This window comes from Selenomonas ruminantium subsp. lactilytica TAM6421, assembly GCF_000284095.1.
Lineage (GTDB): Bacteria > Bacillota > Negativicutes > Selenomonadales > Selenomonadaceae > Selenomonas_A > Selenomonas_A lactilytica.
Genome location: NC_017068.1, coordinates 2255701 through 2267906 on the forward strand (window position 1 = coordinate 2255701; position 12206 = coordinate 2267906).

A 12206-nucleotide genomic window follows, 5' to 3' on the forward strand; every position below is an offset into this window, starting at 1 on the left:
ACACCTTGCTTCCAGTTCCTTTCCGCTTGCGCACACTAATCCCTATTCAATTTCCTGTAGTTTTTAAGTTTAGCACCTATTTATAGTTCTGTCAATAGACAGTCCCCTGTAAAAATAAATCTTTTTTCTTACGTATATTTTTATTTCCGCTTGCGCCAGTTAGGCCGGGGGTGGAACAGATGCCAGCCAAAGAACAGCGCACTGAAGCGCAGGCTGATGACCAACACAAAACAGATCCAGGCCATGGCGACCACATCCACATGATTCTGCAGGGAGCAGGCGACGATGGCCCCGAACAGGGCGGCCGTAGCGTAGATATCCTTGTAGAGCACCGATGGCATGCGATGGGCCATCAGATCCCGCAGGATACCGCCGCCCACCGCCGTGATCACCCCCAGCAGCACCGGCAATACATAGGGATTGCCCGCATCCCGAGAAAGCCCGGTGAGCATCCCTGTGATGGTAAAGGATGCCAGCCCCACAGTATCAAACATATTATATAGGAAAAGCATGATGTATTTGTTCGGCGCGGAAAAAGGCCAAAAGCTATAGGCCAGGGAAACCAGCAGGGCTATGATGATCGAGAGCATGAAATCCGTCACATTGCGCAAGGCCATGGGCGGCGTGATGCCGGCCAGCACGTCGCGCACCATGCCGCCCCCCACAGCCGTAAGGGCCGCCAGCACGATAATGCCGAAGATATCCATGCGCCGGTTGATGGCCACCATAGCGCCTGACACGGCAAAGGCAATGGTTCCCATAATATCAAAAATCACCCAGGTCAAACTATCCATGCAGCTGCAGATTTTCCTTTCCCCAATCATTTATTTTCTGATACAAGGGCACCGGTACATGATACGTTTCGCCCAGCTCCACCACACGGGTTACGAGCCCGGCAAATTCCGACTGCCGCCCCCGCAGGATATCCCGCTGCATGGACGTGGTGGAACCCGGTTTCAGGGCATCCATGATTTTCAGCCCCGTCTCCACCAGATCTTTCTCAAACTCAATGCCCATGGCCTTGCCCAAGGCCACGACTTCCTTGATCAGCCCGGTAAACATCTCCCGCTCCGGGCCATTTTGCTGCAACTTTTCACTGGTGACGTTGAAATAAGCACCAGCCGCCCCGGCAGGCGATACATAAGCAAACTTCTGCAGGGCATCCCGGACGATATTGTCGCTGAAATGGCCACGGATCTCTGCTGCCTGCAGGACTTTTTCCAAGTCTCGCGCCATCGTCAACAGATCCTGACGCTGACCGGGGCGATACCCATAGATCACCCGCAGCATCTTGTCCGACTGATAGATCACGCCGGGAGCTTCAATCTCACCCATCACATAGATGCAGCCATCCAGGCAGGTAAGCTCCGGCAATTGCTCCTGCATGACACCGCCGGTACCGAAGACATTCAGCACCGGAATAATCAACGTGCCCTTCCCCATCTTCTCCCGGACAAAAGAGATGGCATCAGCGAGATTATAATACTTCACGCACACGAAACAAACGTCAGGTACATCCTCATACTCTGCCGCCGTGCAGACCTGCAAATTGCGAATAATCTCCGTCCCCCGATGATTGGTATGCAAGGTCAGTCCGTTCTCCCGGATTGCCGCCAGATGTTTTCCCCGGGCAATCAAGGTCACATCATGCCCTGCCAGGGAAAGATACGCCGCCAACACACCACCGGTGCCGCCGGCACCAAAGATACAGAATTTCATAAGTTCAGCCCCCTTTTTCTTTAAGCTAAAACTATTGTATAAAAGGTGCACGGACATGTCAATTTATCCGCGCACCTTTCATGCTATCATTTACTTTTCTGCTACAGTCCTGACAATCTCCAGAGCCCATCTGGCGGAATCATACAGATCTTTTTCTTCAATGTATTCTTCCTTGGTATGAGCATTTTCCATGCCCACAGAGAGCACCACCGTCGGCACACCATAGGTATTGAAATGGTTGGCATCGGAACCGCCGCCAGACTCTTCGAGGTTCACGGGCAGGCCGAGTTTTTCCGCCGCCCGAATGGCCGTCTGGATGGCTGGCGAATCCTTTTCCAGCAGATACGGGCCATAATCGGGGCTGACCTCTGCCGTGATATGGCAATTGGTTTTCGCCGCGCCATTTACGAAATGGTCGCAGATTTCCTGCGTGATCTTGTCAAGCTTTGCCTTATCACGGCTGCGGCTTTCGTAGAATACATCGCAGCTTTCGGCCACCACATTGGTCGCCGAGCCCCCCACGATCCTGCCCAGATTGCAGGTGGTTTCCTCGTCGATGCGGCCCTGGGGCGCGTCCGCAATCAGCAGGCCTGCTGCACAGATGGCATTGATTCCCGCTTCGGGATTCACCCCGGCATGGCTGGCCTTGCCCTCGATATGGATTTTGATCTGATTCTTGCCCGGCGCCATAAAGGTCATATTGCCGGGATGGTTATGGGTATCCAGCGTAAAGCCGAAATCCGCATGCAGAAGGCTCGTATCGAGGTTCTGGGAGCCATGGACACCATTTTCTTCCGCTACCGTGAACACGACCTGCAATGGGCCATGGGGAATATCCTTTTCCTTGAGCTGGCGCAGGGTTTCCAGTATCGCCACGACACCAGCCTTATCGTCGCCGCCTAAGATGGTGGTGCCATCGGAACGGATGATACCGTCCTTGATCACAGGCTTGACACCACCGCAGGGTTCCACGCAGTCCATATGGGCCGTAAGCATTACCGTGGGCGCCTCGATGGTACCGGGGAAATCCGCCACAAGGTTGCCCGTATTGCCGCCAATCTTTGCACCGGCATCATCTTCCTTGACCACACCGCCTAAATCCGTCAGGCGTTTGATCAGCAGATCTGCCACCTCCCGTTCATCATGGGTGGAGCAGCGGATCTGCACCAGTTCCAAGAATTCTTCCAGCACGCGCTGTTCATCAATCATGAGTATACCCTCTTCCGTTTCGTTCAAAAAATTACAGGAACAGCATCAGCACCAAAGCCGCCGCCAGACAAGGCAGGGCATTGCGCTTGGAAATCTCCATGGGGTTGACCTTGGCCAGGCCTGCGCAGATGATGGCTGCACCGGCCACCGGGGACATGGAACGCCCCATGGCACCGGCAATCTGCGCCAGTGAACCCAGATCCATGATGCTCATGCCGAAGCTTTCCGCAAAGGGCGTCACGGCACCATTGAAGGCAAAGGCGGCAGCATCACCGGAACCGGAAATCACGGCAATCAGGAAAGGACCGAAGGTACCGGCAGCCGCAGCGGCGGACTGGGAACCCTTCATGACTTCCGTCAGCGCGCCCGTCAGTCCCACAGCTGCCATACCGGTGGTGAATACACTGGCGCAGACAATCAGGCCGATGACATTGGCATAGGCACTGCCCATACCGTCAAAGAAGTTCTTGCAGACTTCCTGCGCATTGGACCAGGTTGCGAGCAAACCTAAGACCACACCGATGATCATGGACAGGGCTACGCTCATCTCCGGCATGATACCCACCTGCTTGGAACCGAGAATCAAGAGCACCAGCGGTACCAGCGGCACGATGGCCCGCAGGGGATTTACCTTGAAATCATGCAGGTCATGATGCTGTTCTTCTTCCAGTGTAGCCAGATAGGCTTCCCGGCGTTCATCTGTCGCCCCTTCCTTCATGACCACGGCATAGACCGTCATCACGGCAATGCAGGCAAAGGAAGCAATCACGGAAGCCGGCGTTTCATTGATGATGACCGTCATCATATCCGTACCAGCCAGGTCAGCCACAAAGGGATTATGGGCGTTGCCCGGGCTGATGGCACTGCCCCAGGTACCAGCCAGTACTGTAGCAGCTGCCATAGCCGGATGGACACCGGCGGCAATCAGTGTCGGAATCAGGATACTGCCCACGGCCGCCGAGCAGCCAGCTGCCGAAGGAATGGCCAGACTGATCCACCAGGTCAGGAAAAAGGACAGCGGCACCAAGACCGTACGACCTTTTTTGAGGACACCGGAAATGGACTGGACCAGATGCTGGTCACATTCGGTAAGTTTCATGACATAGGAAAAACCCATGACCGTACAGATTGTGGGAACCAGGGAATTATTGGTCATGGCCTTCATAAAGGCTTTCATGATATCCCCCGGCAGGCCGCCAATCAGGCACATGATGACACCGGCCAAAAAGAGTACCAGGCGCGCTTCGATCTTCTTGATGATCAGCGCAAAAGTCAGGATAACAATCAATCCACCAGCGAGTAACATAATAATACCTCCTGCTCACTGTAAAATATTTATGACACCATAATTATATATTATTTTATTTTACGTGACAATCAGCGTAAATAATATTTAAGTGCCGTTATGGAGGACAAGTTTTTTCCTATTCTGTAAACTTTACACAATAAAAAAGAAACCTTCCCGCTAAGAGAAGGTTTCCAAATATTACTTATCGTAATGGGTTACATTGAATTTCGGTTCCCGGGAATTTTCCGTTACGCCTTCAGCAGGCACCGGCTCCTTTGCAACGGGCTCTTTGGGCGTTTCGATGCCCATGGCTTCGTTGTGGATCTGCTGTACCAGTGTCGTCGGCGGAATCTGGGCCGGATCGCCATCCTTAGGACCATCGTTGTTGTCCTTGGGCGGTTCTTTCTTCGGCTCTTCGTCGGTAAGGAATCCCTTTTCCAGCAGTTCTTCAAGCTGCTTGGCGGTGAGGGTTTCACGTTCCATCAACGCCTGGGCGATGAGTTCCAGCTTGTCGCGGTGTTCCGTGATGATCTGGCGGCAGGCCTCGTAGGCCTCTTCCAGATACTTGCGGACTTCCTTATCGATTTCGCTGGCCACTTCTTCGGAGTAGTTGCGTTCCTGATGGAAGTCACGGCCTAAGAACACCTGATGGTTCTGGCTTTCACCATAAGCCACCGGGCCTAAGACATCGCTCATGCCGTACTGCATGACCATGCCGCGCACCATGCGAGTGGCCTGCTGGATATCCTGTGAAGCGCCCGTGCTGATTTCCTGCAGCACGATTTCCTCAGCCACACGGCCGCCCATGGCAACCTTGAGCTTGTCAAGGAGCTCGGACTTGGTGGCATAGTTGCGGTCTTCCTTCGGCAGCATCAGCGTGTAACCGCCGGCACGGCCACGGGGAATGATCGTAACCTTGTGTACCGGATCAGCATGCTTGAGCATCATGCCCACGAGGGTATGGCCGCCTTCGTGGTAAGCCGTCAGGCGCTTTTCCTCATCGTTCATGATGTGAGACTTGCGCTCAGGACCGGCCATGACGCGCTCAATGGCTTCTTCCAGTTCCTGCATGTAGATCTTCTTCTTGTCGCGACGGGCAGCCAGCAGAGCTGCTTCGTTCACGAGGTTGCTGAGGTCAGCGCCCGTGAAGCCCGGCGTACGGCGGGCCAGGATGTCGAGATCCGCGCCCTCATCCACCGGCTTGCCGGAGGTATGCACCTTAAGAATGGCCAAACGGCCGCGAACATCCGGCTTGTCCACCACAATCTGCCGGTCGAAACGGCCGGGACGCAGGAGGGCCGGGTCAAGGATATCGGGACGGTTGGTGGCCGCGATGATGATGATGCCTTCATTGGCGGCAAAACCATCCATCTCCACCAAGAGCTGGTTCAAGGTCTGTTCGCGTTCATCATGACCGCCGCCGACACCAGCGCCACGCTGACGACCTACCGCATCAATTTCATCAATGAAGACGATGCAGGGCGCGTTCTTCTTGGCCTGATCGAAGAGGTCACGGACACGGGAGGCACCGACACCCACAAACATCTCCACGAAATCCGAACCGGAAATGGAGAAGAATGGCACGCCAGCCTCACCGGCTACGGCACGGGCCAGCAAGGTCTTACCGGTACCCGGAGGGCCAAAGAGCAGTACGCCCTTCGGAATGCGGGCACCCAGGTCATTGTACTTCTTGGGATGCTTGAGGAACTCGACGACCTCTTCCAGTTCCTGCTTGGCTTCATCAGCACCAGCTACATCCTTGAAGTTGACCTTGATCTTGTCCGAACCACTCATGCGGGCACGGCTCTTGCCGAAGGACATCACCCGGCCGCCGCCGCCCTGAGTCTGCTGCATGATAAAGAACCATACGCCAACCAACAGGAGAATCGGCAACAGGGACGAGAACATGGTGGACCACCAGGGTGGTTCCGGCGGATTTTCCGCATTGATCTCCACGCCCTTGGCGGAAAGTTTGTCAAAGAGCTTCGGATCCCGGTTGGGATTATCCGGCGTGATGGTGGTGAATTCCGTACCATCACTCAGTGTACCGCGAATCGTGTTTTGAATGAGGACAACCTTTGCTACTTTGCCTTCATCCACTTGCTGCAAGAATTGGGTATAGCCCACTTCCTGTTTGGTCGTGTTCCTTGTTGAGAAGTAGTCAATAATGGAAATGGCTACCAGGATAATCAACAAATAGAACCCTACATTGCGTAGAAACTTATTCAATCCATTGCCCTCCTTCCGAGAAGCCGCAGCCCCTCAGGATTTTTGCTATATATTAGGCGTAAATCTCAGGCTTTAACACGCCGATGTACGGCAGGTTGCGGTAAACTTCCGCATAGTCAAGGCCATAGCCCACGAGGAATTCATCCGGCACTTCAAAACCGCAGTAGTCGATGGGTACTTCCACCACACGGCGGGACGGCTTGGACAGCAGGGAGCAGAGCTTCACGGATTTCGGCTTGCGCTCCTTGAAGTACTTGGACAGATAGTTCATCGTCGTACCGGAGTCTATTATATCTTCGATAACAATCAGGTGTTTTCCTTCAATATCGTAGTCCAAATCCTTGAGAATCTTTACAGAACCCGTGGTGGACGTGCCGTTGCCATAGCTCGAAGCGATCATGAAGTCAAAGCGGACCGGCAGTTCCAAACGGCGTACCAGATCCGTATAGAACACCACAGCGCCCTTCAGGATACCCACGCAGTAGATTTCTTCCTTGGCATCCTTATAGTCTTCCGTGATCTGCTTTGCCATTTCAGCAATACGGTTTTGAATCTGTTCCTCCGAAAAAACAACTTTCTCGATATCTTCGTGTAACATGATTAATTTCCTCTCTTCTCTATCCTGAGATACAAAATTTTATGATAATCCGCAACGCCCTGCAAGCATCTTGCACTGCGCCGGCGGCCAATCATCCAGATTATCTCGCTGCCTGCGGCCAAAAGCAGCAGCCTGTCCCGCTCCTCCTGCGGGATCTTATCGTCGATCAGCAGTTTCTTTAGCTTCTTGCGTCCTCCGGGAAGCTGCATGAAATCCCCCGGCCTGCGAGTACGCAGGACAAGTGGCTCACTGAAATTGGCCGGATCCAGATAAAGCTCATGGGGAAGCGTCTTATGCCCATCAGGCTTCCGCCATTCCCCCTGCAAAATCCACTCTCCCCAGCTGGTCATACCGGGAACTGCCACTTCTGACTGGTCAGATTTTGACTGGTCAGCCTGACGGTCAGGTTTTGACTTGTCAATCTGCAGATAGCCATAGGCCAGCCGGGCCACATAATGATGGGACAGTTCCTGCTGGCTGCTAGTCTGTCCGGTCAACAGCAAACTGCGCAAGCGCTCCGTCTGCACATAACTCAGATCAAGGGCTGAACCTGTAACCTCTGCCCATAACCTGCGGATAAGGCCCCGCTGCAACGCAGGATGAAGGCCGGCCACAGTCTTCTGGCTGAGCGCCCAGTCTCCCTGCCGCACATAGGCAGCATCCTGCCAGTAACGATTCACTTCACTTTGCAGGAAATCGCTTGTCTCAGCCGCCACCTCTGCCAGCTGACAAAGGCTACGGCGAATTTCCGGATTATAATCCCGCTGCAGCTGTGGCAGTAATTCCAGCCGCAGGCGGTTGCGGGTACAGTCCGCCACAGAGTTGGTGGCATCCTCCCGGAATGCCAATCCTGCCTGCTCACAATAAGCCATGATTTCTGCCTTGCTTGCCCCCAGCAGCGGGCGCACAAGGAGAATCTCGTCTCCGCTATAGGGACGCATCGCCCCCAGTCCCTTGACACCAGTGCCCCGCAGAATCCGCATCAGCACGGTTTCCGCCTGATCATCGGCATGATGGGCCGTGGCGATATAACCAAAGCCCTTTTCCCGGCAGATGCGCTGCAGGAAAGCATAGCGCAGGTCCCTCGCAGCCTGTTCCAAGGTGTGGGAATTCTCTGCGGCTGCCCCGGGCACATCCCCATGTTCCACAAAACAGGGAATCCGGCGCTTTTGGCAGAAGTCCGCCACAAAACGGGCATCAGCCAGGGACGCTTCCCCCCGGATACCATGCTCATAATGCGCAACAGCCACCTGCCATTGAAAGCGCGGCGCCAGCCGCCAAAGGATATCCAGCAAGGCCATGGAATCGGCGCCGCCGGAGCAGGCCGCAAGGATCCTAGCCCCCTTCGGCAGTAAAGAACAAAAGCACCCTTTGCAGAGTGCTTCCAATTTATGCCAGACCATCAGTCACGACGGGAACCACGCCCGCCACGCTTGGAATCGGTCTTGCGGCGCAAGTCCGTCAGGCGCTCATCGCTGTCCTTAAGGAACTTGGAAAGCTTATCCTCAAAGGAAGCCGAAGTAGCACTGTAACGATTCGGTTTTCTAAAGTCACGGCCGCCAAAGTTGCCTCTGGGGGCACGGAAGGAAGAACGCTCACGAGCTGGGGCTTCAGCTGGTGCCTCGGCCTTTTTCTCCTGCAGCTGCTTGATGGAGAGGCCAATCTTGCCCTTTTCATCAATGGCTACTACCTTTACCTTAACCTTGTCTTTCTCTGCCAGGAAGTCGTGGACATCCTTTACATACTCATCTGCTACTTCCGAAATATGTACAAGTCCCGTTTTCCCCTCTGGCAATTCAATAAATGCACCAAAATTAGTGATGCCCGATACGACACCATCCAGCACGCTGCCAACTTCAATGGACAAATTAATTCTTCCTCCTTAGAGTATTTAGAAATACAAAAAATATTATACCCTTGACAACTTGCGGGTGTCAAGATATACAAGCTTATTTATGACCGGTGCTGTAGGGAAGTTCCCCTGCCCTGGTCATCCCCAGTTCCTCCCGGGCAATCTTCTCGATATACCCGAGCTCATTGAGCTGCCGCGTCTCTTCCTTCAAGGCCTCATTTTCCTTTTGAGCAGCCTCGAGCCTTGCCTTAGCTGCCGCATAATCATCGGCCGCCTGGCTCAGGTAGACCTGCTGAGAGATGAGGATGGAGGAAAAATAAACAATGATCGCCAACATGATCAGGGCGAACCAGTTTATTCCCCGTCTTTCCCGTCTTGCTTTCATCCTTCTCCCTCCCCGCCAAAAACTCAATCTATTCTATAATAACCGCAAATTTTTCCCATGGCAAGACAAATCTACTTTTCTGACCATTGGAAATAATTTGTGGTGGCAATACGGCGAAAATAGGAATCACAATTGCTGCAATGGAAGTGGTCTTTCACATTCTCCATGTCCGGACGGCCGTTGACCAGACGCACGGCCTGACCTTCCACATAATCCATCATTTTCCCGCAGCGGGGGCATTTACATTTGTTATTGGCATCCCGCTTCAATTCCATGGGCTTCAGATCCCCTGTGGGAATCCAATTTGCCCTGTTCTTTGATCCAACGTTTGACGGCAGATCGTGCTCATCATAGAAGCCCGATCCCAATAACTCCTGAAAATACACCTTGCAGTGATGGCATTCATATTTGGGCAGGATCGATGCCATATCCGCTCGGCCACCGACGATCTGCACCGCCGTACCATCTACGAAATGCAAGGCCCGGCCACATTTGGGACATATGAAATTATTGGAGCCATCCTTCTGCAATTGAAATACAGCCATGCTATCACCAATCTTTTCCAAAACTGCCAACCCTTGCGAAATCCGCATTTATATTATTCCCTATTCACTTCGCAAAAACCTGCCGACTGCAAAATTATTTTCACAATTTCTTCACCAGCCAATGGTCTGGCGCAGGCCAGTGCCTGTTGGCGCATTCTGGGCAAAGCATCCCCCGCAAAGAGTTCCTCCACCGCCGGCGAAAGGCATTCTCCCGGATGGAGCCATATGGCAGCTCCATGCCTTGTGGCATAGACAGCATTTTCGGTTTCCGGTCCCGGAATTGGATCATGGAGCAGCAGAGGCGTCCCCAAAGCAAAGGCCTCACTGATGGTCAGCGCACCCGGCTTGGTGATCAAAAGGTCTGATGCCCCCATCAGTTTCCTGGCTTCATCGGTATAGCCCCAGACCTTCATGTCATGCCGGGAGCTGGCGGCAAAATTCCGCACCTTCTGCAGAAGCTGTTCATTGCGGCCAGCGATAACCAAAAGCGTCAATGGCTGATCGATCTTTTCCAGCTCCTGCAGATTTTTCCCGATGCCACCTAAGCCCAAGCCGCCCCCCATCAACATGATGACCTTGCGCTCCGGGGCAATGCCCAGCTGCCGCCGCATCTCACCCTTATCCGGCAGGAATTGCAGGTCACGGCTGATGGGAATGCCCGTGGCATGAAGAGTTTCCCTCGCAAAATCCTGCTGCAGCATGCCGCGCTCCATGGCCTTTGTGGCCATGAAATAGTGGTTCACGCCGGGGCAGAGCCACATCTGATGCAGGGAATAATCCGTCATCACCACAGACAGGGGCAGATCGCTATGCTCCCGCTCCTTCCACAGGGAAACCGTCTCCGCCGGAAAGGGATGGGTGCAGATGACATAATCCGGCTGATGTTCCCGTTGCAAACGGCGGAACACCGGCAGCATGAAATAGGCAAACATATTCTTGCCACAGCTGGCCCCCATCTTACAGCTGGAAAGCCTGTAAAATACATCATAGAGATTGGGCACGAAGTTCAGCATCTCCAGATAGATCTTCTTCGTTAGCCAATGCCAGAAGGACGTGGCCCGGGCCATAAAGTCCACCGTGACAATCTCAGCTTCCGGCAGCTGACGCTGCAGCTCCTCTGCCACCGCCTCTGCCGCCTTGATATGTCCTGAGCCGATGGATGCCGTCAATATCATGAACTTTTTCCTGGCCATCAGCCACACCTCCGCACTTACAAAATTCACACCTGCTCATTGTAACACAATTCAGGCCGTCAAACCACCATCAACATGCAAAATCGTGCCCGTGATGAAGCCAGCCGCCGGCGAGGCCAAAAAACTGATGGCAGCCGCCGCTTCCTGAGGCGTGCCGATACGGCCCAAGGGATAGACGGAAGCCATCTCCCGCAGGGCCTGCTCGCGGTCAGGTGCGGCCTGCAGCTGTGTCTCCGTCAGCGGCGTCATGATATCCCCTGGTGCAATGGCATTGACACGCACGCCAAAGCCAGCCAGTTCCAAAGCCAGCGCCCGGGTAAACAGTACGACCGCCCCCTTGCTGGCACAGTAAAGGCTGCAATAGTAATTGCCATGCACGCCGGCATCCGAGGCCACATTGACCATATTGCCACGAGACGCCTTGAGGTGCGGTACAGCTGCCTGACTCAGATAATAGGTACCCTTCACATTGGTGGCCAGTACATCATCCACCTGTGCCTCCGTCATATCCTCCAGGGCACCTTCCACATAGATGCCCGCGGAATTAACCAGCACATCAAGGCCACCCCAGCGCTCCACCACCTGCTTTACCGCCCGCTGACAATCCTGCAGGCTGCTCACATCTCCCGGCACAAATATGGCCTGCTTACCAGTAGCCAATTCCGCCAGCGCCCGCTCGCCCCGTTCAGCATCCCTGCCCATCAGTGCCACTTTGGCCCCTGCGGCTGCAAATAATTTGGCTGCTGCCAGCCCGATGCCCGAGGTTCCCCCGGAAATCAAGATTCGTTTATCCTGCATAATTTTTCTCCTTACATGAAAAAAGAGCCGTGAAAAATTTTCACAGCTCCTATATCAGCTCTATCAGTTCACAGCGTCCTTCAAAGCCTTGCCAGCCTTGAACACCGGATTCTTCGCTGCCGGAATCTCGATTTCCTTGCCCGTCTGCGGGTTGCGGCCCTTACGAGCAGCGCGTTCTTTCACTTCGAAAGTACCAAAGCCGATCAGCTGTACGCGGTCGCCTTCGATCAGTGCCTGCTGCACGCTTTCAAAGAAAGCACCCAGAGCCTTTTCCGCGTCTTTTTTCGTCAGACCGGATTTTTCTGCGATATTAGCTACCAATTCAGTTTTATTCATGAGCGTAGCCTCCTTAAAGAAGATTATTGCCATCCCACGGCAAGCCGCGGGCCT

General features: G+C 53.9%; 13 protein-coding genes. All 13 read right to left on the reverse strand.

Annotated elements, in window-relative coordinates:
• Positions 1-140: 140 nt before the first annotated feature.
• The 13 genes from SELR_RS11020 to SELR_RS11080 all read right to left on the reverse strand — a co-directional run bounded on the left by SELR_RS11020 (position 141) and on the right by SELR_RS11080 (position 12152).
• Positions 141-794: a trimeric intracellular cation channel family protein gene (locus SELR_RS11020; protein WP_014425303.1), complete on the reverse strand. Its 654-nt coding sequence runs from the start codon at positions 792-794 to the stop codon at positions 141-143.
• Positions 787-1719, reverse strand: coding sequence for a ketopantoate reductase family protein (locus tag SELR_RS11025; RefSeq protein ID WP_014425304.1), 933 nt, complete (start codon positions 1717-1719; stop codon positions 787-789). The genes SELR_RS11020 and SELR_RS11025 overlap by 8 nt, the downstream gene beginning before the upstream one ends.
• A gap of 90 nt (positions 1720-1809) precedes the next feature.
• Positions 1810-2928 (reverse strand): M20/M25/M40 family metallo-hydrolase, encoded by a 1119-nt coding sequence (locus tag SELR_RS11030; protein ID WP_014425305.1) that lies wholly within the window; start codon positions 2926-2928, stop codon positions 1810-1812.
• A gap of 31 nt (positions 2929-2959) precedes the next feature.
• On the reverse strand, positions 2960-4234 hold the full coding sequence (gene dcuC, locus SELR_RS11035) for a C4-dicarboxylate transporter DcuC (RefSeq protein WP_014425306.1): 1275 nt from the start codon (positions 4232-4234) through the stop codon (positions 2960-2962).
• Between the two features lie 180 nt (positions 4235-4414).
• Positions 4415-6445 (reverse strand): ATP-dependent zinc metalloprotease FtsH, encoded by a 2031-nt coding sequence (ftsH, locus tag SELR_RS11040; RefSeq protein ID WP_014425307.1) that lies wholly within the window; start codon positions 6443-6445, stop codon positions 4415-4417.
• Between the two features lie 52 nt (positions 6446-6497).
• Positions 6498-7043, reverse strand: coding sequence for a hypoxanthine phosphoribosyltransferase (hpt, locus tag SELR_RS11045; RefSeq protein ID WP_014425308.1), 546 nt, complete (start codon positions 7041-7043; stop codon positions 6498-6500).
• Between the two features lie 2 nt (positions 7044-7045).
• Entirely contained in the window at positions 7046-8446 is a 1401-nt protein-coding gene (gene tilS, locus SELR_RS11050) for a tRNA lysidine(34) synthetase TilS (RefSeq protein WP_014425309.1), read from the reverse strand.
• Positions 8446-8910 (reverse strand): S1 domain-containing RNA-binding protein, encoded by a 465-nt coding sequence (locus SELR_RS11055; RefSeq protein ID WP_014425310.1) that lies wholly within the window; start codon positions 8908-8910, stop codon positions 8446-8448. The genes tilS and SELR_RS11055 overlap by 1 nt, the downstream gene beginning before the upstream one ends.
• An 82-nt stretch (positions 8911-8992) precedes the next feature.
• Positions 8993-9280, reverse strand: coding sequence for an FtsB family cell division protein (locus SELR_RS11060; protein WP_014425311.1), 288 nt, complete (start codon positions 9278-9280; stop codon positions 8993-8995).
• A gap of 71 nt (positions 9281-9351) precedes the next feature.
• Positions 9352-9873 carry a hypothetical protein gene (locus SELR_RS11065; RefSeq protein WP_014425312.1) on the reverse strand — a complete coding sequence of 174 codons (522 nt, stop codon included), beginning with the start codon at positions 9871-9873 and terminating at the stop codon, positions 9352-9354.
• Between the two features lie 5 nt (positions 9874-9878).
• Positions 9879-11018: an MGDG synthase family glycosyltransferase gene (locus SELR_RS11070; protein WP_014425313.1), complete on the reverse strand. Its 1140-nt coding sequence runs from the start codon at positions 11016-11018 to the stop codon at positions 9879-9881.
• 51 nt (positions 11019-11069) lie between these two features.
• Positions 11070-11816 (reverse strand): SDR family NAD(P)-dependent oxidoreductase, encoded by a 747-nt coding sequence (locus SELR_RS11075; RefSeq protein WP_014425314.1) that lies wholly within the window; start codon positions 11814-11816, stop codon positions 11070-11072.
• Positions 11817-11879: 63 nt separating this feature from the next.
• Entirely contained in the window at positions 11880-12152 is a 273-nt protein-coding gene (locus tag SELR_RS11080; RefSeq protein WP_014425315.1) for an HU family DNA-binding protein, read from the reverse strand.
• Positions 12153-12206 lie beyond the last annotated feature (54 nt).

Excerpts from the sequence above, each read along its gene's own strand:
- SELR_RS11075 (WP_014425314.1), bottom strand. The coding sequence starts at position 11,816 with ATGCAGGATAAACGAATCTTGATTTCCGGGGGAACCTCGGGCATCGGG.
- hpt (WP_014425308.1), bottom strand. The coding sequence starts at position 7,043 with ATGTTACACGAAGATATCGAGAAAGTTGTTTTTTCGGAGGAACAGATT.
- SELR_RS11020 (WP_014425303.1), bottom strand. The coding sequence starts at position 794 with ATGGATAGTTTGACCTGGGTGATTTTTGATATTATGGGAACCATTGCC.
- SELR_RS11070 (WP_014425313.1), bottom strand. The coding sequence starts at position 11,018 with ATGGCCAGGAAAAAGTTCATGATATTGACGGCATCCATCGGCTCAGGA.
- tilS (WP_014425309.1), bottom strand. The coding sequence starts at position 8,446 with ATGGTCTGGCATAAATTGGAAGCACTCTGCAAAGGGTGCTTTTGTTCT.
- SELR_RS11060 (WP_014425311.1), bottom strand. The coding sequence starts at position 9,280 with ATGAAAGCAAGACGGGAAAGACGGGGAATAAACTGGTTCGCCCTGATC.
- SELR_RS11080 (WP_014425315.1), bottom strand. The coding sequence starts at position 12,152 with ATGAATAAAACTGAATTGGTAGCTAATATCGCAGAAAAATCCGGTCTG.
- dcuC (WP_014425306.1), bottom strand. The coding sequence starts at position 4,234 with ATGTTACTCGCTGGTGGATTGATTGTTATCCTGACTTTTGCGCTGATC.
- SELR_RS11030 (WP_014425305.1), bottom strand. The coding sequence starts at position 2,928 with ATGATTGATGAACAGCGCGTGCTGGAAGAATTCTTGGAACTGGTGCAG.
- SELR_RS11065 (WP_014425312.1), bottom strand. The coding sequence starts at position 9,873 with ATGCGGATTTCGCAAGGGTTGGCAGTTTTGGAAAAGATTGGTGATAGC.
- SELR_RS11025 (WP_014425304.1), bottom strand. The coding sequence starts at position 1,719 with ATGAAATTCTGTATCTTTGGTGCCGGCGGCACCGGTGGTGTGTTGGCG.